The organism is Collinsella aerofaciens (genome assembly GCF_015553355.1).
Classification (GTDB): Bacteria; Actinomycetota; Coriobacteriia; order Coriobacteriales; family Coriobacteriaceae; genus Collinsella; species Collinsella aerofaciens_V.
Window position 1 is genome coordinate 67,963 of record NZ_JADNGN010000001.1, and the last position, 22,947, is coordinate 90,909.

General features: G+C 61.3%; 16 protein-coding genes. 6 read left to right on the forward strand and 10 right to left on the reverse strand.

The window, feature by feature from the left end; genetic code table 11:
* The 9 genes from I2D57_RS00250 to I2D57_RS00290 form a co-directional block, all read right to left on the reverse strand.
* The gene (locus I2D57_RS00250; protein WP_195361084.1) at positions 1-1,056 is read right to left on the reverse strand and encodes an ABC transporter substrate-binding protein; all 1,056 of its coding nucleotides are present in this window, start codon (positions 1,054-1,056) and stop codon (positions 1-3) included.
* A gap of 2 nt (positions 1,057-1,058) precedes the next feature.
* Positions 1,059-2,870, reverse strand: a complete 1,812-nt coding sequence (locus I2D57_RS00255) for a [FeFe] hydrogenase, group A (protein WP_229055538.1) — start codon at positions 2,868-2,870, stop codon at positions 1,059-1,061.
* On the reverse strand, positions 2,864-4,696 hold the full coding sequence (locus I2D57_RS00260; protein WP_195361085.1) for an NAD(P)-binding protein: 1,833 nt from the start codon (positions 4,694-4,696) through the stop codon (positions 2,864-2,866). The genes I2D57_RS00255 and I2D57_RS00260 overlap by 7 nt, the downstream gene beginning before the upstream one ends.
* 272 nt (positions 4,697-4,968) lie before the next feature.
* A complete protein-coding gene (locus I2D57_RS00265) occupies positions 4,969-6,351 on the reverse strand; it encodes a 6-phospho-alpha-glucosidase (RefSeq protein ID WP_195361086.1) in 1,383 nt (460 codons plus the stop codon).
* Between the two features lie 3 nt (positions 6,352-6,354).
* A complete protein-coding gene (locus I2D57_RS00270) occupies positions 6,355-7,971 on the reverse strand; it encodes a PTS transporter subunit EIIC (protein ID WP_195361087.1) in 1,617 nt (538 codons plus the stop codon).
* A gap of 99 nt (positions 7,972-8,070) precedes the next feature.
* On the reverse strand, positions 8,071-8,925 hold the full coding sequence (locus I2D57_RS10020) for a PRD domain-containing protein (RefSeq protein WP_195361088.1): 855 nt from the start codon (positions 8,923-8,925) through the stop codon (positions 8,071-8,073).
* An 18-nt stretch (positions 8,926-8,943) separates the two neighbouring features.
* Positions 8,944-9,456 carry a PTS sugar transporter subunit IIA gene (locus I2D57_RS00280; protein ID WP_195361089.1) on the reverse strand — a complete coding sequence of 171 codons (513 nt, stop codon included), beginning with the start codon at positions 9,454-9,456 and terminating at the stop codon, positions 8,944-8,946.
* A gap of 280 nt (positions 9,457-9,736) precedes the next feature.
* A complete protein-coding gene (locus I2D57_RS00285) occupies positions 9,737-10,438 on the reverse strand; it encodes a 4Fe-4S dicluster domain-containing protein (protein WP_253274640.1) in 702 nt (233 codons plus the stop codon).
* A 682-nt stretch (positions 10,439-11,120) separates the two neighbouring features.
* Positions 11,121-13,370 (reverse strand): DEAD/DEAH box helicase, encoded by a 2,250-nt coding sequence (locus I2D57_RS00290; protein ID WP_195361090.1) that lies wholly within the window; start codon positions 13,368-13,370, stop codon positions 11,121-11,123.
* A gap of 589 nt (positions 13,371-13,959) precedes the next feature.
* On the opposite strand from I2D57_RS00290, the gene I2D57_RS10025 reads away from it, so the two are divergent.
* From I2D57_RS10025 to I2D57_RS00320, 6 genes are all read left to right on the forward strand, one after another.
* A complete protein-coding gene (locus tag I2D57_RS10025) occupies positions 13,960-14,922 on the forward strand; it encodes an FHA domain-containing protein (RefSeq protein WP_156064620.1) in 963 nt (320 codons plus the stop codon).
* Between the two features lie 171 nt (positions 14,923-15,093).
* On the forward strand, positions 15,094-17,178 hold the full coding sequence (locus I2D57_RS00300; protein WP_195361091.1) for a protein kinase domain-containing protein: 2,085 nt from the start codon (positions 15,094-15,096) through the stop codon (positions 17,176-17,178).
* 490 nt (positions 17,179-17,668) lie between these two features.
* On the forward strand, positions 17,669-20,008 hold the full coding sequence (locus tag I2D57_RS00305; RefSeq protein ID WP_195361092.1) for a heavy metal translocating P-type ATPase: 2,340 nt from the start codon (positions 17,669-17,671) through the stop codon (positions 20,006-20,008).
* Between the two features lie 147 nt (positions 20,009-20,155).
* Positions 20,156-20,377, forward strand: coding sequence for a heavy-metal-associated domain-containing protein (locus I2D57_RS00310; RefSeq protein WP_195234708.1), 222 nt, complete (start codon positions 20,156-20,158; stop codon positions 20,375-20,377).
* 42 nt (positions 20,378-20,419) lie between these two features.
* Positions 20,420-20,689: a metal-sensing transcriptional repressor gene (locus tag I2D57_RS00315; RefSeq protein WP_226812542.1), complete on the forward strand. Its 270-nt coding sequence runs from the start codon at positions 20,420-20,422 to the stop codon at positions 20,687-20,689.
* A gap of 146 nt (positions 20,690-20,835) precedes the next feature.
* Positions 20,836-21,309, forward strand: a complete 474-nt coding sequence (locus tag I2D57_RS00320; protein ID WP_195361093.1) for a hypothetical protein — start codon at positions 20,836-20,838, stop codon at positions 21,307-21,309.
* A 107-nt stretch (positions 21,310-21,416) separates the two neighbouring features.
* Here the strand turns inward: I2D57_RS00320 and I2D57_RS00325 are convergent, their stop codons facing one another.
* Positions 21,417-22,814, reverse strand: a complete 1,398-nt coding sequence (locus I2D57_RS00325) for an amidohydrolase family protein (RefSeq protein ID WP_229055539.1) — start codon at positions 22,812-22,814, stop codon at positions 21,417-21,419.
* Positions 22,815-22,947: the final 133 nt, after the last annotated feature.

The following is a 22,947-nucleotide window of genomic DNA, read 5'->3' on the forward strand; positions in this document are numbered from 1 at the left end:
TTACTCCATGTAGTAGAAATCATCAGCCGGGAGCTTGCCGCCCACGGCGCTCGCGTCCGCATCGGCCAGCACCTTCAGGTACCCACCGAGCGCGGCCTTCATATCCTTCCCTGTCTGGCAGACAAGCATGCACCCGGGAATCGCCTTCTCGGCGATCTTGGCGTTATCCACGATGCCCGCATCGACCACGGCCTGCGCCCAGTCCGCCGGCGCCGCGTTCACGGCCTCAACGCTCGCAGCATGGCAGCTCAGGAATTCCGCCACGGCCTCGGGATGCTCCTCGGCAAAGGCACGGCGCACCACGGTCACACCCGTCAGCAAGCGCGAGCCCGTGTCTCCTGCCAGCTCGTCCCACACATCGGTCAGGCTCACCGGTGCCGACAGCTTGCCTTCGCTCTTGGCGATGGCCGCCGTCTTGAACGGCTCGGGCAGCACGCCCACGGCGGACGGATCGGCAAGCAGGGCCGACAGCACCTCGGTGGGCTCGCTCTTAAACTCAAGCGCCACCTGGCCTGTCAGACCCGCGCGCTCCAGCAGGTAGTTCATGACGTACTCCGGTGTGGTGCCCTTGCCCGTCATGTAGACGGTGCGACCTGCCAGGTCGCCAAACGAGGTCACGCCCGCGTCGCCCGTCACAACGTTCAGCACACCCAGCGTGTTGATGTCGATGACCTGCACCGCGCCCTCGGTCTTGTTGTAGAGCACGCTCGCCACGTTGGCGGGTACCAGGGCAATGTCGATATCGCCCTGAATGACCTTGGGCACGACCTCGTCGGCCGCGGCGCTGATCGCAAAGTCGAAATCGTTGTCCGTGGCACCGTCGGCAGCCTGGTCCATAAACTGCACCAGGCCAATCGAGGTCGGCCCCTTGAGCGAGGCGACGTGCACCTCGACCGGCTCTGCGGCAGCACCGGCGCCGTCCGTGGCAGCCGAGCCCGCGGCGGACCCGGCACCGGCAACCCCGCCGCCACAGCCCGCGAGCGCAAGTGACAGGGCGCCCGCGGCGAGCGCCGAGGCAAACCCCCGGCGCGACATTTCAAAATCAAACGCGCGCATCGCTAGCACGTCCCCTCGTTAGGCATCGTCCATGCGTGATGGTCGGTATGCAGCAGCTCCTCGGCCAGCGGCGAGAGCGGCTCGCCCAAGAACTCGCGATAGCACGCCTGGACATCGGGATTCTCGTGCGAGAAGCGAATCTCGGCGTTCGCATCGAGGCCCCAGAGCACCTGGCCACGCTCGGCAGCCAACTCGCAACCGTCGTGGATGGGCTGACCGCCACCACCGACGCAGCCGCCGGGGCACGCCATGACCTCGACAAAGTCATAGCTCACACGACCGTCGCGAATTGCGTCGAGCAGGCGGGCGGCATTGCCCAGCCCGTGTGCCACGGCGACGCGCACCTTGGTGCCATCGATATCGGCCACGGCTTCCTTCCAGCCGTCCAGGCCGCGCACGTCGGTAAAGAAATCGGCGTCGGGGTTCTTGCCCGTCACCAGGTAATAGGCCGAGCGCACGGCGGCCTCCATCACGCCGCCCGTGGCGCCAAAGATCACACCCGCGCCTGTGCCAAAGCCCAGCGGCGTATCGAGCGGCTCCTCAACCAGCGTGTCCACGCTCACGTGGCTCGCGCGGATCATGCGCACCATCTCGCGCACCGTCAGCGCAACGTCCACATCGGGTGCGCCGCCCTCGCCCACCATGCTCGGCAGCGCGCACTCAGCCTTCTTGGCCGTGCACGGCATCACGGACACCACGAACAAGCGCTCGGGCTCCACGCCCAGCACCTTGGCGTAGTATGTCTTGGCGATGGCGCCGAACATCTGCTGCGGCGACTTGGACGTAGACAGGCTGTCGACAAACTCCGGATAGCGGGCCTTCACAAAGCGCACCCAACCCGGGCAGCAGCTCGTAAACATGGGCCAGCCGCGGCCATCATCCTCACCCTTAGCGGCGGCACCCAGGCGCTCGAGCAGCTCGGAGCCCTCCTCCATAATGGTGAGGTCAGCCGAAAAATCGGTATCGAACACGTACTCAAAGCCCACGCGGCGCAGCGCACAAGCCAGGCGCTCGACGGTAGCCTCCTCGCGCGGAATGCCGAGCTCCTCGCCCCAGGCGCTGCGTACGGCAGGCGCGATCTGCACCAGCACGATCTTGTCGGGATTAGCGAGCGCGTCAAACACGGTCTCGGTATCGTCGCGCTCGCGCAGTGCGCCCGTCGGACAATGCGTAATGCACTGACCGCACGCGACGCAATCGGTCTTGCCGATCGGCGCGCGCCCGCGGGTACCCACGGCGGTATGCGTGGCGCGGTTAGTCAGGTCCCAAATCCCCAGGCCCTGCACGCTCTCGCACACCTTGATGCAGCGCATGCATTTAATGCACTTGTCGTTTTCGCGGATGATGGGAAAATCGAAATCCCAGCCCTCGCCCGCCAAATGCCTTTGATACGGCAGATAGAAAATGCCCAGGTCGTTGGCGATGGTCTGCAGGTTGCAGTTGCCGCTGCGCACGCAGCTCGTGCACTGCGAATCGTGCTGGGACAGCAGCAGCTGCACGTTGGTGCGACGGGCCTCGCGGGCCTTGGGGCTGTTGGTGTGGACCACCATGCCGTCGAGCACGTAGTTGTTGCAGGCGGCAACCAGCTGGTCGCAGCCCTCAACCTCGACCACGCACACGCGGCAGCCGCCGATCTCGTTTAGATCGCGCAGGTAGCACAGGGTGGGAATCTGGATGCCGACGGACTTGGCCGCATCCAGGATCGTGGTGTGCTCGGGCACCACGACTTCGCAGTTATCGATAATGAGCCTGACCATGTTGTGCGCTCCGTTTTCGCTGTTGTCGCCGACGGTGGTTTTGTTGAGCTCTACCATTCCAGGTTCCTCCCTCCGCGGAACGCACCAAAGCCAAAGTGGTCGCAACGCAGACAGCGACTCGCCTCTTGGCGTGCCTCCTCCTCGGTAAGGCCCTGTTCGACCAGATTCCAATCGTGAATGCGCTCGCCGGCCTCGCGCTCGCCCAGCTCGCAGCGGCCGCACTCGTGCTTGCCCTTAAACTGGACGGTCGGCAGCTCGACCTCGAGCTTAATCTTGTGGTCGAAGCCCAGATAGCGGTCGATGTTTGCCGAAGCCACGCGACCGGCATTGATGGCGCGGATGACGGTGGCGGGGCCGGTCTGGCAGTCGCCGCCGCTAAAGAGGCCATCGAAGTTGGGCACGGCGCCGTCCGAATCGGTGACGACGCGACCCCACTTGCAGGCGATGCCCATGTCCTCAAACGGCTTGGAGTCGATGTCCTGACCAATGGCCACGAACACGCGCTCGCAGGGAATGACCTGCTCGGACGTGGCGGCGGCACGCGGGGCCGGGCGCCCGCGGCGGGGCTCGCCGATAATCTGCGGCTGTACGCGCAGGCCGCTCACGCGACCATCTTCGCCCGTCTCGATGGCGAACGGCGCCGTGAGTTCCAGAACCTCGCAACCCTCGGCCTGGGCGCCGGCAATCTCAGCGTCCTGAGCCGTCATATCGCAGATGCGACGGCGGTAGACGATGCTTACCTTTTCGGCACCGCAGCGCACGGCAGAGCGCGCCACGTCCATGGCCACGTTGCCGCCGCCGATGACGCACACGCGCTGGCCGCTCAGGTCGGGTAGCTCGTCGTCTCCAATGGCACGCAGCATCTTGACGGCCGACTCCACGCCGGGCGCCTCTTCGCCCGGAAGGCCGAGCTTCTTGTCGCTATGGGCACCGATGGCCAGGTAGACGGCATCGAACTCGTCACGCAGGCGGGCAAGCTCCTCGCCGTTCACGGAGTGGTCGAGTTCCACGTCGATGCCGGCGCTCAAGATCCAGTCGATCTCGGCCTGCAGGCGCTCGCGCGGCAGACGGTAGCTGGGAATGCCATAGCGCAGCATGCCGCCCAGGTGGTGGCGCTGCTCAAAGATGGTCACCTTGTGGCCCATCACGGCCAGGTAGTAGGCGCAGGAAAGGCCGGCCGGGCCGCCGCCGATCACGGCGATGCGCTTGCCGGTGTTGTCCACTACATGCGGCTTGTGGTCGTTGAGGTCACTGTGCTCAACGGCAAAACGCTTGAGGGCGAGGATGTTCATGGGGTCGTCGACCATGCCACGGCGACAGTGCATCTCGCAGGGATGCTCGCACACCAGGCCGCAGACGAGCGGCAGCGGGTTGTTCTTGCGGATGACCTTGACGGCATCAGCATAGCGGCCGGCCTCGACGAGCGAAATGTAACCGGGAATGTCGACGTGCGCCGGGCAGCCCGAGACGCACGGAACGCGGGCCTCGCGATCAAAGCCGCAGGAATGCTCACGGATGTGGTGCTCAAAGTCATCACGGAAGCCACGAATAGCTGTGAGCGCCATGGCGCCGGCTTCGTAACCGATGGCGCAGTCGCTCGAAAGATAAATGGTGCGGGCCGTGCGCTCAATCAAGTTGAGCGTGGACTCGTCGGCGCGGCCCTCGAGCACATCGGCGAGCAGATCGCTCAGCGCGCTCAGGCCCACGCGGCAGGGCGTGCACTTGCCGCAGCTCTGCGTCGAACACAGGTTGACGAGCGCTGCCGTAAACTCAACGGGACACGGGGCGAGCGAGCTCACCGCCAGACGGCGTCCGAGCGCATCGTGCAGGTCGTCCATGACGGCCTGAGCGTGGCTGCGTTCCATTACATGCAGTCGAGCCATAAGATCCCCTCTCACATGGCAGCCCGGAGGCGAGGCCGGGCGAAATTGCTACACGCACAACACTGACCTAAAAAGTTGTTAGGTCTCCACGCAGTTCGGCAGGCGGCATGAAATGTCACCCTCAGCGGTGAAATAGAACATTACCGCAGATAAATGCCATATTTGATAAAACGCGTTACCAAATGACAATGCCCCGTCCACGCAATCACGTGGACGGGGCGTTGGTCAAGTTTTACGGTCAGCGGCTCTTTTGTGCCAGCAACCTTCTGTCTTTAGCTAAGCTCGGGCCAGTAACCCTTGTTGGCCTCGATCATGTCGTCGAGGACCTCCTTGGCGACCTTCATCGACGGCACGGTCTTGTTCAGCGTAAAGGCCTTGAGCGCCTTCTCATACGAACCCTCGATCGTAGCCTCGACCACGAGCTTCTCGGAGTTCAGCTGCTGCATCATGAGGCCCTGCTGGAACAAAGGAATGTTGTCGCGGCTGATGACCTCGGGGCCGTTCTTGCCAATGTAGGCAGGCAGCTCGACCATAGCGTCGTAGGGCATATTGGGGATAGCGCCCTTGTTCTCGCAAATGACCAGGAAGCGCTGCTTGGTGTCGTTCTTCAGAGCGATAGCCAGGTCAGCAATCCAGTCGCCGTGGCTGCCCGCATAGAACGTGCTCTCGTCGATCTCGCCCGTCTTCTCGTAGTGGTCGATGCCGTCGAAGAGGTTCTTCTCGCGCGTCTCCTCAACCTCATTCGCACGGGTGCGCTCGGGGTTGGAATGCTCGACGAACTCCTTCTGCTGCAGGTAGTAGTTCAGATACGTGTTAGGCAGGTACTCCGGGAAGCACTCCATGATCTCGTACTCGCCCTTCCAGACGTAGTACCAGCTGCCCTTGGTGTGGCGGTTCTGCTCGGGGTGCTCGTCAGTGGCCTCCTCGGGCTTCTTTGCCATGAGCGAGCCCATGCCCTTGAGGTAGGAGTCGGGCAGCAGGATCTGGTGCTCCTTGATGTACTCGCGCAGCTGCGGGAGCACCTCCTCGCCCTTGTGGCGGATCGAGGTGAACCAGCCAAAGTGGTTGAGGCCAAAGTAATCGTACTCGACATCCTTCTTGTCGATATCGAGCGCGGCGCAAACCACGTCGATGATCGCGATCGGCATGTCGCAGATGTTGATGATGCGAGCGTTGGGACGCAGCACGCGGCAGCCCTCGGAGACGATGGCGGCAGGGTTGGAGTAGTTGAGAATCCAGTAGTCCTTCTTGGCGTACTTCTCAACGTCATCGATCAGCTCGACCATGGGGAAGATGGTGCGCATGCCGTAGGCAAGGCCGCCGCAACCGCAGGTCTCCTGACCAACGCAGCCGTGACGCAGCGGAATCTTCTCGTCCTGCTCGCGCATGGCGTAGCCGCCCACGCGCATCTGGGCAAACACGAAGCTCGCGTCGGTAAAAGCCGTCTCTTTGTCGGTGGTCACCGTGAGCTTGATGTCCAGGCCGAGGTCCTCGTGCAAAATCCAGTCCACGAGCACGCCGATCTTGCGCTGGCGCTCCTCGTTGATGTCGTACAGACGAATCTCGTCAACGTCGAGCTCGTCCTTGCGCAGGGCGATGGACTTGACGATGCCGGGGGTAAAGGTGGATCCGCCACCACACAGAGTAATGATCATTGTTTACTGCTCCTTCTCAATTGCGTTTTCGACCTTGTCGCGCATCTCGGCGACCTTCATGCCAAAGATAATCTGGATATTGTTGCCGTTGCGGTTGATGCCGCTGTTGGGCACGTGGTTGATGAGGTTCTCATCGATGAGGTCCGGGTTCTTAACGTTCACACGAAGACGCGTAAAGCAGTTCTCGAGCTCCTCGATGTTGTCCTTGCCACCAAGACCCGCGACCAGGTCGGCAATACCTGCATCGACGCCCTCTGCGGGAGCTGCGGCAACAGCGCCCTGCTTCACCGCGACAGACGCGGCGGCCTCGCCCTCGGCAACGGACTCAGCAAGCTCGGACTCTTCCTCGCGACCAGGGGTGTGAAGGTTGAGCTTCTTAATAAGGAAGGTGAAGAGGAAGAAGTACAGAGCGGCGTTGACGACTCCAAGCACCAGCATAACCGGCCAGTTGGTCTTATCGACACCGAGAACCAGGTTGGAAACCACGATGTTGATGATGCCGCCTGCAGTCGAAGCGGGCACGGAGAGAACCTTGAGCAGGACCAGGAAGATGCCGGAAAGAACCGAGTGAACGACAAAGAGCACGGGAGCGGCAAAGACAAAGAGGAAGTCCATGGGCTCGGTCACGCAGGAGAGCACGGCGGTGATGATCAGCGGGATAATGACAGCCTTGGTCTTGTCCTTGTTTCCCTTGTAAGCAGTGAAGATAAAGGCGAGGCCGATGCCGATGTAGGGCCACAGGTTGTTGAAGGTGTAGCTGTTGAAGTAGGTGCTATCGGAGAAGGGCTGGCCCGTCATTGCCATCTCGGCAACACGGATGGGATAGGCACCGGCGATAACCTGATCACCCAGCGTAAGGGTGCCGCCCACATCGGAGAACTGGAACGGGGTGTAGATGAGGTGGTGCAGACCGGTGGGAACGAGCAGCTTGTTGAGCATGCCGTAGATAAACAGACCGATGTTGCCCGACTCCTTAATGATGCCGGCGACGGAGGAGATGGCACCCTGAACCGGAGGCCAAACGATGCAGAAGCCAGCGCCCATGATCCAGGAGATGATGATCATGATCAGGAACGGGAAGCGAACGCCCGAGAACATCGAAAGGGCAATGGGGAACTGCTTGTTCGAGTACTTGTTGAACACGGCAACGGTGATGCAACCAAGGATGATGCCGCCAAACACGCCGGTATCGAGCACCTGAATGCCCATAACGGTGGCCTGGCCGGTTCCGGTAAGGCCGAGCATGCCGCTCGCATCGGCAAGAGAGCCGGTGGCGTTGAGCACGATGTTGTTAGCCTGCAGGAACAGGAAGAACGACATCAGGGCGATCAGCGAAGCATGGCCCTTGTTCTTCTTTGCCATGGCGCCGGCGATGCCAACGCAGAACAGAATCGAGAGGTTGTTGATGATAAACATCAGCGACTGATAGACAACGGCGCCCACAAGCTGGAACGGACCGGAGCCCAGTACGGGGACCAAAGCGCAGATGGTCTTGTTGGTCAGAATGATGCCCACGATGAGCAGGATGCCGGCAACCGAGAGATACATCATCGGCTGGACGATCGACTTCGCGAACACCTCCAACGGCGCTTTGAAATTGAACTTCTTTTTTGCGGTCATAGCGGTACTCCCCTTCCTTTTCCGCAAATTAAGACAGATGTGCCCTAGACAAGACTGTGAGCCTTGCCTTATATCAATCGATGTGTGGGCACGTTATGCCTAGAGACCAGGTTCTCCAAGCAGGTTAACAATGTGATATGCGAGATAACTCTTCTCGGCATTGGTAACGACAACGTTATAGGTAGACGACAAGTGAGCGGCTATGGCATCCGCGCACGAGAATGCGCACGGATACGCCGTTTCGTCGATTCGGAACAGCGCGTCGCCACTGATTTGCCCGGCCGTAGGATCGAGTGCTCGCTGTGCGAAAAACTGCAGGTGACGAACGAAGCGTTCGTAAGGCAGCGAGGTGTCATCGAGGGTCGTGGCATAGCGCTCGGAAACAATCGCGAGCACGTCGCGAACAAGCTGGACCGAGATGATTAGACGGTCGGAGCGTTGCGGCATGGTGGCGTTGACGATATGCAGCGTAATAAAACCCTGCTCTTCTTCGCTCATCTGGATGCCCAAATAGTCCTTGATAATCTGAAGGGCACGGCCCGCAAGCGCGTACTCCTTGCGATAGAACTGCTGGATCTCGAGCAGCAGCGGATTCTCGCACGGAACGCCCTTGCGCTCGCGCTCCAAAGCAAGGCTGATATGGTCTGCGAGAGCAATGAGGATCTTATCGTTGATGTCGACATTGAGCTCTCGACGAAGCATCTGAACGATGTCCTCGGAAATCACGAGGTTGACGGTGGGGATGGACTCTAAAAGATGTGCCAAGCGGTCTATCGTACGCGAATCCTGAGAAGTTCCCTCCTGCAACGCGTAGGTCTTTTCGATCGACGCCTCGTCGATGGCATCGCCGGCATGACGGCCAAAGCAGAGGCCTCGACCGATGACGATGAGCTCGGAGCCATCGTCCGAAGTGACCATTGCGACGTTGTTGTTAAAAACTCGCTTGATAACCACGGTACCCACCACAAGTATTTACTCGGAAAGCCAGACGACAGGCTCTTTAACAGCAACAGGGCCGGAAGCATGCTCACGAAGAGTCGAGTTCTCCGAACGCTCGCACACGATAACGAAGACCGTGGGATCGAAGCCGGCGGCGCGGACTGCGTCGAAATCGACCTCGACGAGAGGCTGACCTGCGTCGACATGGTCACCCTGGGCAACAAGCGCATGGAAACCCTTGCCCTCAAGTTTAACAGTGTCGATTCCGATGTGCAGCATCACCTGAGCAGAGCTGTCGTCGGACATAATGCCCAGCGCGTGCTCAGTCGGAAACAGCGCCGCGACGGTACCGGAAACAGGAGCGCACACCGTTCCCTCTTGGGGAACCACGGCAACGCCATCGCCCACGGCACGGCTGCTAAAAGCAGGGTCATTGGTATTTTCTAGATAAACAAGCTCGCCGGAAACGGGAGCGAGGATTTCGAACTCGGAAGCTGCAGTCTTCTGCTCATCCGAACCGCCCATCAGGCGAGAAAAGAAACCCATGGTGGCATGTCCCTTCATAAATATAGCCCAACCAAAATCAAGCGAATGCATCCATAGAGACACACCCGTTCAAAGACTTTGGTTAGGCCCACGTCCGAGGGACTCGGTAACCTTCCGCATTTCTTTTTACGGGAGCTATTGTAGGCAACAGCAAAGCCGGAATAGTCATCATGACCGGTGAGCGGTATTTTTTCTTCGATAAACGGTATTTAGGCGGCACTTAGGGACGTTCCTTTCCCGCCGGCACCCAGGGGCACTCCTTGCAGCAATTTCGTATGCGCTAGATGAAGAGCTCGCATTCCTTCCGCACGACGCAAACCTTGCTCAACATCTGGGAAACAGCGGATAGCTTGTTGGGATCAAGCTTGCGAGCGCCTCGCGGACATACGGCGATGCAGCGCATGCAGGAGATGCACGCCTCGCCAGCTGCTCGCTTGGGGTCGCCCTTGTCGATAGCACAAACGGGGCACGCCGCGGCGCATGCACCGCAGGAGGCGCAATCCTCTGTTGCCTCGGGTGCCATGCGATGACCTCCAGCTTGTTTATAAGGACGATTGCCGGGAATAGAGGGCTCGGATGCGTCCTCAGCCAACAGCTTTTGCTGAATTTGCTGCGCAAACTCTGCGAGCTGCGCCGCATCCTGCGCATCCGGTCGCCCAGCAGCAAACTGACGAGCAACGGAATGCTCAGCAATAGCAGAAACCGCTGCAACCACCCTAAATCCGGCGCGCTTCGCAACGTCCTCCAGCTCTACGAGCGTGTCCTCAAACGCGCGGTTTCCGTATACACAAACCAAAACAGTCCGAGCCCCGTTGCCGCGCACCATGCCCAACCGGTCAGCCACCACAGCCGGGATTCTACCGGCATACGCCGGCGCAGAGATTACGGCCACGTCGTCCTTAGTCATCGAGACAGCGCTGAAATCTAGCCCGCTATCGGTCAAATCGACGGTAACGGTATTCTTGTCCAGCGCCCCGGCCACAAGGCCAGACACCTTCCGCGTTCCGCCCGTCGGACTAAACACAATTTCGAATACGCTCATCGAGGCACCCTCTCCCTACGCCAGGCAACACGTCAAGCCGTTTTCACATTCAGACAGAGTATACGGCGCATGGGGGGGAGCTCCCCGTTTTGGTGCGCTAGGCAGCCCGATACACCAACCCATACTGCCCGCCTTTTCGGTTTGCATAATTCCCGGTACAGATTGCATATATTTACTGGATACCGCCGCGTTCTCCTGAGGTACCCCATCCTGGCCCGTGCAAAAAACGGAGTATTCTGCAACGTGACCGCGCCAGCACCGCCGCGGGCGGGCAAAACTGTAGGGCGCTGCGTCATTTAGGGTTCCGACATAGCGAGAATGACGTACCTTTGCTTCGAAAAACGGCGAAATCTAACTCAAACGCTCATAGGAGATATCTGAAGGCTGCCATTGGCAATACCGAATCGTATGCAGCCAGCTAGAGCTGCTGAATACTCCAAAAAATGCACGGCGCACCCCATAGGACTCATTGTTGCATGGCGGAAAATAGGTCCTCAGCATCCCCCAGATGCATTCCCGAGAAAATCACGTTTGAATTAGCGATGGACACGGCAAACAAAAGGGCCCGAGCGTTGTTTGCTCGGGCCCTTAGCTTGTCTCACGCTAGCGCGCGATGCGCATCTTACTTGCGCTTGCCGCCGCCGTCGCCGGGGCGACGGGAGCTGCCACCGCGCTTGCCGCCACGGCTGTTGCCGTAGCTGCCACGGTTATCGCGACCGCCGGCACGGCCGCCACGGGAGCCGGCCTGGTTGCCGCCACGACCACCACGATAGCCGCCGCGACGCTCTTCGCGGGTATCGTCGTAGTTGCGCCAGTCATCGCGACGATCGCGGCTGGCACGCGGGTCACGACGATCGCGCGACTCGTTAGAACGACCAGCGCCGCCGCGGCCGCCATTGCCGCGAGCGCCCTCGCGACGCTCGCCGCCGCGGCTACCGCGCTCTTCAAAGCGCTTGCCGCCACGGGACTCACCGCCACGGGCAGTACGCTCACCGCGACCCTCGCCGCCGCGACGCTCATCACGGCCACCGCGCTCGTCATCACGACCGGAACGACGGCGGTCGCCCGAACCGCGCTTGCCACCGCGCGAACCGCGGCCCTCGTCCTCGCGCTCGACACGACGACGGCCACCGCGATCCTCATCCTCGCGACGGCGGCGATGTGCCTCGCCCTGGAACTGCTTGGCACGACGCTCGGCACGGTTGCCGCGCGCAGGCTGCTCAGCGGCACCAGCACCAGCGCGCTCCTCGGCAGCCACCTCGCGAGCCACGCTCTCAACAGCCTCGTCCACGCGAGCCTGAACGCCCTCGCGCACGCGGGTCTTCCCGCCGCGCTTGGGACGGCTCGGACGCTCGCCGTCGCCGCGGCGCTCGTCGCGACCGCGGTTGGAACGACCAGCCACGTCGCCGTAATCGTCGCCGTTGCGCTTGCCGTCGCGACGTGCCTGTTCAAGCTTCTTCTTGCTCTTGGACTTGCCACGCTTGGTCTTCTTCTTCACCTTAAAGGCGGCAGGGTCGCGCTCGGGGTCAACCGCGGGCGGGTTGGGACCCACATGCAGGTCGCCGGCCTCGTAGATGTCGGCCGTCTTGTCCATGAGCTTCTCGATCTCGTAGAACTCGTCGACGTCCTGCTCGGTCACAAACGTAATGGCCCAGCCCAGCTCGCCGGCGCGGCCCGTGCGGCCAATGCGGTGGATGTAGTCGGTCGGCTCTGCCGGCACGTCAAAGTTCACGACGTAGCGCACGTCGCTAATGTCGATGCCGCGGGCGAGAACATCGGTCGCCACCAGTACGTCGACGGTGCCGTCGCGGAAGGCCGAAAGTGCGCGCTCGCGCTGAGCCTGGCTGCGGTTGCCGTGGATCGCGGCGGCCTTGATGCCCTTACGCTCCAGACGACGGCAGCAGCTGTCGGCGCGGTGCTTGGTGCGCATAAAGACGATAGTGCGCTCCGGGCCCTCCTTCTTGAGGAACTCGGGCAGCAGGTTGTTCTTGGCCTCGATGGACACCGGGAACACAAACTGATCGATGGTGTCGGCGGTCGACGTGGCGGGCGCAATCTCCACGCGTGCCGGGTCGCTCACCAGGTCGGTGATCTCGCCCACGGCCTCCTCGTCGAGGGTCGCCGAGAACAGCAGCGTCTGACGCTCGGCCGGCGTCTCGCGCACAATGCGGCGGACGGCGGGCAAAAAGCCCATGTCGAGCATGCGGTCGGCCTCGTCGAGCACCAGCACCTTGACCTCGTTCAGGTGGCAGGCACCCTGCTCGATCAGATCGACCAGACGGCCCGGCGTGGCGACCAGGATGTCGCAGCCGTACTTGAGCGCCGCGGTCTGGGGCTTGTAGCTCACGCCGCCCACGACGGTCACGGCAACATGACCGGTGACGTCGGCGATTTTGCTCGCGACCTCGTCGATTTGCTGCGCGAGCTCGCGCGTGGGGGTGATGACGAGCATCACAGGGCCACGGCCGTTGCCCTCGGGCTTTTTAGCACCGCGACGACGGTTGCGACCGCCGCGCTCGCGCACGGGCTTGGGCGGAGCGATGTGCTCCAGGTTGTTCATGGTCGGCAGCAAAAAGGCGGCCGTCTTGCCGGTGCCAGTCTGAGCGGCGGCAAGCAGGTCGCGGCCTTCGAGCACCACGGGGATGGAGCCAGCCTGGACAGGCGTGGGCGCCGTGTAGCCTAGATTCTCGATGGCACGAAGCATCTCGTCCGAAAGTCCCAGCTCGTCAAAGGCGGGCAGACTCTCGGTAGCGGACTCGACGGCCTGGGCAGCATTGGCCTCGTCGGCGGCATCGAAGGCAGCCTGGGTCATGGCCTCGCGGGTCTCGTCCAGGATCTCGGCGTCCGTGACATCGGATACAGAATTACGCATATGTTGTTGTTCCTTATCTGCACGCGCAATGGGCACGGCATGCGGCCGCGCGGGCGTGCTTGGTAGTGCGCTAATACATACAAAAACGGGTGCGCACAGAGAGGACGTTGCTCAGCACGCTGGCGATCGCTTTGGCAGCCCTATCACGCGCCGTCCAGACGCAGCAGCTCTAAGCGATGGAGCAGATTCGCCGCCGGTTAGTATACCCGTACTCCGTATGCCCCCACGTAAACCACAGATGACGAGGCGGACGGGGCCGATCTGGGGCGATTGTCTCAATCTGTAACATCCACAGGGCAAATCTTCCTCTACGTGTTACAGATCGAGACAAACGGTCGACACGGTTCACAAACATCTCAATCCGTAACAGTTACCGAGTAAAATCGGTCCCAATTGTTATAGATCAAGACAGAGGGAGATTTCCGTCCAGTCCAAACCAAATCTCTCGGTCTTCCTGCAATTTCGGACATGTGGCCTATAATGTTGCTTTGGTTACGCTACATGTTGCGCAGCCATTTAATACGTCGCCCACCGGGGGCCATTAATTCCTATCGCCTTATTGGCTAGGAAGCAATCAAAGGAGGTATCCGTGGCAGCAGAGACGCCGTGCTCGGTCCTCTATAACGATATTCGCTCGTTCGGCGGTCTTAAACATCTCGAGATCGCCCGAATGCTCATCAATGGAAACTCTTATCTCGGCAGTACCCTGCTCGAGAAATGCTCTTCCAACCGCTCGTATCTCACCCGTTACATCGTCCATCGCGAGCCTGACCAGTGCGCGCCCGCCATCTACAGCGACTTTGCCGTCACCACGCTCAATCTTTCCGCGGCAATCTGCAGCAAGCTCGGCGGCGACGAGTCCGCCTATCAGGCAATCGCCGAGCACTATCGCGGCCCGGCCGCCAACGAAATGATGTCGGCTCTCGCCAGCTACAAGCTGGACAGCCGCCTATATGCAAATGCCCTCAATCACATCGACAACTTTGACGGCAATGCCGTGCGCGAGAAGAGTACGCTTTACCTTATGCTCTTTGTGGCAACGGGGGCGCTCGCCGACCCCATCCAAGGCGTGGCCACCGTCGAGCGCTTTTGCGACAGCAAGACAGGCGGGCACTTTGGCACCACCGAAACTACCGTCGGACGTGGCTTTATGAGCAGCCTGGAGCAGCCGCGCGCTGTCGCCCCCAACCTCGGTCTGCTCAGAACCCATGCCGACAACTGCGCCGACATGCAAATCCATCCCCTCACACGCGATCCGCGCGGCACGGTAATTGGGTCCTTGCCCAAAACCTCGCCCAGCATCACCGATGTGGGCGCTGATGCATCGCGCGAGCATCTCCGCATTTGGCTCGAAGGTGGACACTGGTACGCCCAGGGCCTTGGGTCGACCAACGGCACAGTGCTCGAATCGGGCGCGGGCGACGGCGATATTGTGATTGAGCCGCCGCGCGACCAACGCGAACCCGGCAAGATCTATCCCCCGGTGGCAATCGAAAACAGCGACAGGCTCCATCTGGGTCTCTACACGACATTCCTTGTCATTGTGGACTAGCGCGGACGGCGATCGAAAGACGGTCGCCGTCCGTCTTTCGTCTTCTACCTTCTGCGTCGTAAACGACAATACTCAGCGGTATACGTGGGCAGCGCGGCTATCATAGTACTTTATCGATATCCGCACTGCCCACGTATACGCGCGGCAACCCATGCCAGACAAAGGAACGCCATGGATACTACCGATAGCGCCTATGGCGACAAACTCATCCGTCTCGATACGTTCGACACCGCCGTGGCGGTCGACCCCAGCGCCGAGGACGACGCCAAGCGTCGGTTTATGACACTTATTCTTCAAACGACCCGTCGCAACAACGGCAACATCGGGCACGTACTGCGCGCGACCAACACGAGCGGCGAGGTCTTTGCCGTCAAGCTACTCAAGGACAACGCCATCCTTTCCGGCCAAGCCCCCGACCGCTCCGCCGAGCAATCGGCCGCGCACCTGGCCAACACCGCCGCGCTGTTCGAGGAGTACCGTCATCTGTGTACCGTCTCGCACCTGCGCGGATTTCCGCGCGTCTATGGCTACGGATCGTGCGAGGACGACCCGCTTATCCTCATGGAGTGGGTCGAGGGCACCTCGCTCAAGCAGGCGCTGCCTCTGCTTCCGCACGACGCCTCGGGCGGGCTGACCACCCAGATGGTGGCCGCCGTCGGAAACGCCGTGCTTCGCGCGCTCTTGATGACCCAAGGCCTCGTGAATCCGGTCGTCCATCGCGACCTTTCGCCTGCCAATATCATGTTCCGTACCGCTAGCCGAACGCTCGAGCAACAGATCGCCGATTGCTCCTTTGACCCCTGCCTCATCGACATGGGCTCCGCGACCATGGCCCTCGGTGACGACACAATCACCCGACGTGCCGACATTTGGCGCTTTGCCACGCCCGCATACGCCGCGCCCGAGATGCTCACGCAGGATATCGAAGGCATCGCGGCCCTTCGCCGCTCGCCCGCGATCGACGTCTATGCGCTTTCGAGCATTCTGTACCAGCTCTACAGCGGTCGCAAACCGTTCGATGTTAAGTCGACGGGTGCCGCGGCAACCGGCTCGTTCTACCTCATAAAGACCAAGGCCAGGCCGGTACCGCTCGAGCCGCGATGCAATGACGACGAGGCGCTCGTCCAGATCATCATGAAAGGCATCTCGGTCGAACAGGGCGATCGCCCTACCGAGCAGCAGATGCTCGAGGTGCTCTCGACATACCTCCCCACTGCAGAATCTGAGGACCGCGAGGGCGCAGGAGACGAGGCCGCGATTGATATCGATTCTGGCACGCACCTTAAGGTCGACGTCGCCGGCGAGCGCGCACGAGAGATCCTGGAGCAGGCCCGTCACGATGCCATGACCCGCCGTCGCTTTATTATCGGCGGCGTCGTTGCAGTCGTTGCGGGGCTCGGCGTCATTGGCGCGGCGACCCGTGGCTTTGGCATCCCCGACTACCTCAATGGCATCCGCAGCTCTCTTGACGACTACACTTGGGCTCAGCTGCAGGAGATTTCGCTTAAGATTAAGGCCGCCGGGACCCGTAGCGAGGCACGCGAGATTGCCAAGCGCTATCATCTGCTCGATGCCGATGGGCATATCCCCTATCCGTGCACCAAGCGCGTGAGGCTCGCCAACGGGCTGCACGTCGGCGCGCAGCTTGTGGGCATCCGTCACGACGAGCTTCTGGACGGGACGGGCAAGGCCGGACTGACGTTTATGTTCAATGCCGGCATTGCCGAGCGCGGTGCTGCGGCTGAACCGCCGAGCGCCGGCTGGGCAGATTGCGAGCTGCGGGAATGGCTCGACAGCGACGGCCTTAAGCTGCTGCCCAACGAGTTGCGCGCGCTCATCAAGTCTGTCAAAAAGATCTCGAATAACGTTGGCGCCGCCAGAAGCGCATCGTGTCTGAGCGAGTTGTCCGCAACCCTTTGGCTGCCCGCCATGGTCGAGCTGTGTGGTACGCAACCGCCCGATTCGTTTGCCGAGGACTTTCACTACCTGGCCGACATCTATAACGGCGAGGGCAAGGAGTACCAACTGTTCCGCGAGCTTAAAGTGAGTCCGTATTCCACGAACGAGACGTTGGTTCGCCAGTGGAAGGGCAAGGACATCTGTTGGTGGGAACGAACGGTGAGTCCCGACACATCGGAGAGCGAAGGCACACTCTATATAAATCGCGTGGGACACGACGGCGACGTCTTTACGTACGCAACGCCTGCGGACAGCCCCAAGAAGCAAACCTGCGTGATCCCCGGGTTCTGCATCTAGGCAGCGGGCACCTTGCCGCGGCGGGTCCCTCCCCGGCAAATGTCTTGATCTGTAACACTAGCTCGGCAGATACAGGTCTAGATGTTACAGAACGAGACAAACCCCAACCCCGCGAGACAACATCTCAATCTGTAACAGTAAGGGGTTAAAAACCGGCCCAGATGTTACAGATCAAGACATTTGAGTTGACCGCGGACGGTTTGTCTCGATCTGTAACAGTTAGAGGTCATATTTGCTGCTAGATGTTACAGATTGAGACATTGAGTTTCCCGCCAACTGTTTGTCTTGATCTGTAACAAATACTCGGTAAAACGGGGTCTAGTTGTTACAGATCGAGATGTTTGACATGAACTGCCAACGATTGAGCAGCCACCCCCATCTGTAGCGAAATGTCATACATTTCTTTCTGCACTGGACACCCCCAGGGGGTATGGGTGTATAGTATCAGCAGGCAAACCTTCTCACCACCGAATTACAGAAAGGAGAAGCCATGGCTCAAGATAAGTTCGACGTGGGCGGCATGACATGCGCCGCTTGCCAGGCGCACGTGGACCGCGCCGTCAGCAAGCTCGACGGCGTCCAAAGCGTCGCCGTCAACCTGCTCGCCGGTTCCATGATGGTCGACTATGACCCCACACAGGTCTCCCCCGACGATATCTGCACCGCCGTCGACCGCGCGGGTTATTCGGCCTCGCCCGTCAGTACGGGCACCGAAACCGCCCCAAACGGCAGCGCACAAGCCAGGTCCGGCGCCACCCATATGGAGTCACCTACCAAAAAGCTGGAGGCCACCGCCTCCGCCATGCGCACCCGTCTCATCATCTCAATCATCTTTCTCATTCCGCTGTTCTACATAGGCATGGGACATATGCTCGGCTGGCCGCTGCCCAGCGTCTTCACCGACCACACCCACAGCATGACGCTCGCCCTCACCGAGCTTGTCCTGCTCATCCCCATCGTCTACGTCAACGACGCGTACTTTATCAACGGCTTCAAGTCGCTCGTACACGGCGCGCCCACCATGGACGCGCTCATCGCCGTGGGCGCCACCGCTTCCATTGCCTGGTCGCTCTACGCCATGTTCATCATGGCCGACCAGCTAGCCGCAGGTCAGATCCACGAGGCCATGATGACGGGCATGGACAACCTGTACTTTGAGAGCGCCGGCACGATTCTGTCGCTCGTCACCGTGGGCAAATACCTCGAGACGCGCAGCAAATCCAAGACCGGCGGCGCCATCGAGGCGCTCATCGACTTGGCACCCAAGACCGCGACCGTCGTGGCCGATGACGGCACCGAGACCACTGTGGACGTCGACGCCATTCTGCCCGGTCAGGTCCTGCGCGTGCGCCCCGGCGAGTCTATCCCTGTCGACGGCGTGGTACTCGAGGGTAGCTCGGCCGTGGACGAGAGTGCGCTCACCGGCGAGTCCATCCCCGTGGAAAAGACTGCCGGCGACACCGTCAACGCCGCCACGGTCAACCGCACCGGATCGTTTACCTTCCGCGCCACGCGCGTGGGCGCCGACACGTCGCTCGCCAAAATCATCCAGCTCGTCGAGGACGCCAACGCCACCAAGGCGCCCATCGCCCGCATGGCCGATAAGGTCGCCGGCGTGTTTGTGCCCGTGGTGTTTGCGATCTCGGCCGTGACCTTTGTGGCGTGGATGGCGCTGACCGGCAGCGTAAACGAGGCGCTCACCTCCGCCGTGGCCGTACTGGTGATCAGCTGTCCGTGCGCGCTGGGCCTGGCCACGCCCGTCGCCATTATGGTTGGTACCGGCAAGGGCGCCGAGATGGGCATTCTGTTTAAGAGCGCCGAAGCGCTGGAGAATCTGCGCAACGTGGGCACCGTGGTGCTCGATAAGACCGGCACCGTCACCCGCGGCAAACCGGCTGTGACCGATATCGTGGTGGCCACGCGTGCCGACGGCTCGCCCGCCATGAGCGAAAAGGCGCTGCTCAAGCTGGCCGCCGCGCTGGAACGCCAGAGCGAACACCCACTGGCCGAGGCGATTATGGCCGAGTGCGAGACGCGCGGAATCGTCGCACGCATGGTCGAGGACTTTGCCGCCGTGCCCGGGCGAGGCGTCACGGCACGCGAGGGGCAGAATGTCATCGCAGCCGGCAACGTGCGCCTGATGAGCGAGCTGGGTATCACCGTACCCGCAGGACTTGCGGAGCGATTTGCTGCCGAGGGCAAGACGCCGCTGTTCTTTGCCAAAAACGGTGAGCTTGCCGGTATCGTCGCCGTGGCCGACGAGGTTAAGGAGACAAGTGCCGAGGCCGTTACCGCGTTGCGCTCGCTCGGCGTCGATGTGCGCATGCTCACCGGCGACAACCGCGTGACGGCCGAGGCCATCGCCCGCCGCGTGGGACTTACCAGCGAGCAGGTTATCGCCGACGTTCTTCCCGCCGACAAGGAACGCCACGTGCGCGAACTGCAGGATGCGGGCAGCAAGGTCGCCATGGTGGGCGACGGCATCAACGACTCCCCCGCCCTGGCGCGCGCCGATGTGGGCCTTGCCATCGGCACCGGCGCCGACATCGCCAAGGAGGGCGCCGACGTGGTGCTCATGCGCAGCGACCTCATGGACGTCGCCCACGCCATCGAGCTTTCGCGCGCCACGATTCGCAACATCAAGCAGGATCTGTTCTGGGCGCTGTTCTACAACGGCATCGGCATTCCACTCGCCGCGGGTGTGTTCTTCCCCCTCACCGGCTGGCAGCTCTCGCCGATGTTTGGCGCCGCGGCCATGAGCCTGTCGAGTGTCTGCGTCGTAAGCAATGCTCTGCGTTTGAAATCCTTTAAGCCTAAAGTGGCAAAATAGGCTCACCATTAAGTCCATTTAGAACGGGTTTTCCAAGTGCCCGAGATTGACCTGAAAGAGGAGCGACGCGTACTTTGGTACGCGAGCGACGGTTTGAAGGTCAAGGTCGGGTGCCTGGGAAAGCCGACACAACAGAGAGGAATACCCATGCGTTTCACAATTAAGACTTCCGGCCTTATGTGCGGCCACTGCGACGCCACCGTCGAGACCGCGCTGCTCAACGTTGCGGGCGTAACCGACGCCGACGCCGACCACGAGACTCAGACCGTCCAGGTGGAGTGCGCCGACACCGTGACCCCCGAGCAGCTCGCCGCCGCTGTCGAGGGCGCCGGCGAGAAGTTCCACGCCCTTTCGGTGACCGCCGCATAACGACCCGCACGTACCCCCGACCAGAAACGAGGACCCGCCATGATGGCAGACCATAAATCGGTGACCCGCATGCTCAAGACGGCACGCGGTCAGATCGACGGCATCCTGCGGATGGTCGAGGAGGACCGCTACTGCGTCGATATCTCCACGCAGCTCATGGCCACACAGGCGCTCCTCGCGCGCATTAACGCCGACGTGCTCAAGGCGCATATCGAGGGCTGCGTGACTTCGGCAATCGAATCGGGCGACGAAGACCTCAAAGCCGCCAAACTCGCCGAAATCGAACGCGTCGTCGACAAACTCTCCAAGTAATTGGGGCATTGGGGACAGGTACGTTTGCACCGTCTTGGTATTCCGGGGACAGGTATGTTTGCACCACATTGGTGCAGATTAACCTGTCCCCCTTGCTCTAAATCGGGTATAAAGGCGTGCAGCATATCGAACGAAAGGCAATTTGCATGAATGACTTTATGAAGGGTCGCAATGGTGCCGATGAACTCACCATCGTGATGGGTTTTGCCGGCATCGTCATCGCGATGATCGGATCGATAGCCCGCATCCAGTGGCTCAGCTGGATTGCCATCGCCGTAATCGTGATTGGCGTGCTGCGCGGCCTGTCCAAAAATATCGACGCACGTCACAAGGAGAACGAGGCCTTTGTCGCCGCGACTGCAAACGTACCCGGCTTGGGCAAGTTTGCAGCTAGCTTGGGCGGCGGAGCTGCAGCGGCCAACGCCTCGCGCGCAGCCAGTACTAGCAAGGAAGACTTTGAACGTGCCAAGCGCACAGCCAAGAAGATGTGGAAGGGCCGCAAGACCACGGCCTATCTTAAGTGCCCCAACTGCGGCCAGATGCTCTCCGTTCCCAAGGGCAAAGGCAAGATCCGCGTCACCTGCCCCAAGTGCCATGCCAAGATGGAGACGCGCTCATAGCTGCCATACCATGGGACAAATAAAAGCCGAGGCCTCGCACTGGGACCTCGGCTTTTTCTGATTATGACAAAAGGATTGTCCCTTTGTCGCATCGCCATATCGCGCGCTTACGCCACGCCATCGCGGGCAAGCTCCTCGGCCAACGCCTCGGCAGGCATGGCCATAATCGCGTCGAGCTCGGCGTCCACCTCGGGAATACGCTTCACCTTGAGCTTGCGCACCAGATCACCGCGACACATCACGTGCGTCGGATCACGCAGTGCGCACAGGTCATCGAGCGGGTTCTCGCGCGTCACCAGGATATCGGCGGCCTTGCCGCACTCGATTGTGCCGGTCTCGCCGCCCAGCCCCAGCAGCTCGGCATTGACCTGCGTGGCCGTATGCAGCGCGAAGGCGTTGCCCACGCCGACATACTTGGCAAAATAGGCCACCTCACGCCACATGTCGTACTGCGTCACGAACGGGCAGCTCGAGTCCGTGCCAAGGCCCACCTTAACGCCAGCTTCCAGTGCGGCACGGGCGCTCTCGATGATGCCCGAGCACACGATGTCACCGTTCTTCTTTTGTGTATCGGTCGAATGGGTCTTTTCCGGGTCGAGCAATACAAACGGCAGCGCCGGGCTGATAGTGCAGGTAACGCTGGGCGCACGCCCCTCGAGCTGCGTGCCCGCGGCGCCACGGTACAGTTCCATGATCTCGGGCGTCAACGGAGCGCCGTGCTCGATCGTATCGACGCCGGCCTGAAGCGCAGCCTTCACGCCTTCGGTGCTCTCGACATGGGCCATAACCGGCAGGCCCACCTCGTGCGCCGCCTTGCACGCCGCCGCGGCAACCTCGACCGGCATACGCAGCACACCCGGCTCGCCCACCTCGGTAGCGTCGAACACGCCGCCCGTCACGAACAGCTTGATGACGTCGGCACCGCGCGCATACAGGTCGCGCACCTGTTCGGCTGCCTCGGCGGGACTGTTGGCCACCTGGGCGAACAAACCCGCACCATGGCCGCCCGGCACCGTGACACCCGTTCCCGGCGCCACCAGGCGAGGACCTTGATACTTGCCGGCATCGATAGCATCGCGCACGGCAAGATCGGCAAACAGCGGGTCGCCCGCGCCGCGCACCGTGGTCACGCCACTTGCCAGTTGTTGTTGGGCGCTGCCCTTAAGAATATGGCGCACGATGGCGCGCCCCACGGGATTATCGAGCTTCTTCATCAGCGCGCCCGCATCGCCCGCCGAAACCGGCTTGCCCGAACCGCACAGATGCACATGCATATTGATGAGGCCTGGCATGAGATGCGCACCCGCCAGGTCGATAACCTCGGCACCCGCAGGCGCCTGCGCCACAGCACTCGGCCCCATCCACGTGATGACACCGCGCTCAACGGCCACGGCCATATCGGGTTGCGGCTCCATATGCTCCGAACCATCCAGAATGGTCGCATTGATAAACAACGTGGAACGATCGGCAGACGCCATATCGAGCTCCTCCCTCACGATTAACATGAACATTTGTCCATTATCACCTAATGCAGCGACCTAAAGTCGAGCATATCGGTTAACGGAGGGACGAGGGGATGTGGGGGACGGAATACGTTGCAGCCCCACCCCAGCAACATCAGGGGAATGTCTCGATCTG

What these genes read in the sequence shown, in the direction of transcription:
- I2D57_RS00290 (WP_195361090.1), bottom strand. Translation starts at nt 13,370, where the DNA reads ATGCGTAATTCTGTATCCGATGTCACGGACGCCGAGATCCTGGACGAG.
- I2D57_RS00265 (WP_195361086.1), bottom strand. Translation starts at nt 6,351, where the DNA reads ATGATCATTACTCTGTGTGGTGGCGGATCCACCTTTACCCCCGGCATC.
- I2D57_RS00315 (WP_226812542.1), top strand. Translation starts at nt 20,420, where the DNA reads ATGGCAGACCATAAATCGGTGACCCGCATGCTCAAGACGGCACGCGGT.
- I2D57_RS00310 (WP_195234708.1), top strand. Translation starts at nt 20,156, where the DNA reads ATGCGTTTCACAATTAAGACTTCCGGCCTTATGTGCGGCCACTGCGAC.
- I2D57_RS00325 (WP_229055539.1), bottom strand. Translation starts at nt 22,814, where the DNA reads ATGTTAATCGTGAGGGAGGAGCTCGATATGGCGTCTGCCGATCGTTCC.
- I2D57_RS00305 (WP_195361092.1), top strand. Translation starts at nt 17,669, where the DNA reads ATGGCTCAAGATAAGTTCGACGTGGGCGGCATGACATGCGCCGCTTGC.
- I2D57_RS00260 (WP_195361085.1), bottom strand. Translation starts at nt 4,696, where the DNA reads ATGGCTCGACTGCATGTAATGGAACGCAGCCACGCTCAGGCCGTCATG.
- I2D57_RS00255 (WP_229055538.1), bottom strand. Translation starts at nt 2,870, where the DNA reads ATGGTAGAGCTCAACAAAACCACCGTCGGCGACAACAGCGAAAACGGA.
- I2D57_RS00270 (WP_195361087.1), bottom strand. Translation starts at nt 7,971, where the DNA reads ATGACCGCAAAAAAGAAGTTCAATTTCAAAGCGCCGTTGGAGGTGTTC.
- I2D57_RS00280 (WP_195361089.1), bottom strand. Translation starts at nt 9,456, where the DNA reads ATGGGTTTCTTTTCTCGCCTGATGGGCGGTTCGGATGAGCAGAAGACT.
- I2D57_RS00300 (WP_195361091.1), top strand. Translation starts at nt 15,094, where the DNA reads ATGGATACTACCGATAGCGCCTATGGCGACAAACTCATCCGTCTCGAT.
- I2D57_RS00250 (WP_195361084.1), bottom strand. Translation starts at nt 1,056, where the DNA reads ATGCGCGCGTTTGATTTTGAAATGTCGCGCCGGGGGTTTGCCTCGGCG.
- I2D57_RS00320 (WP_195361093.1), top strand. Translation starts at nt 20,836, where the DNA reads ATGAATGACTTTATGAAGGGTCGCAATGGTGCCGATGAACTCACCATC.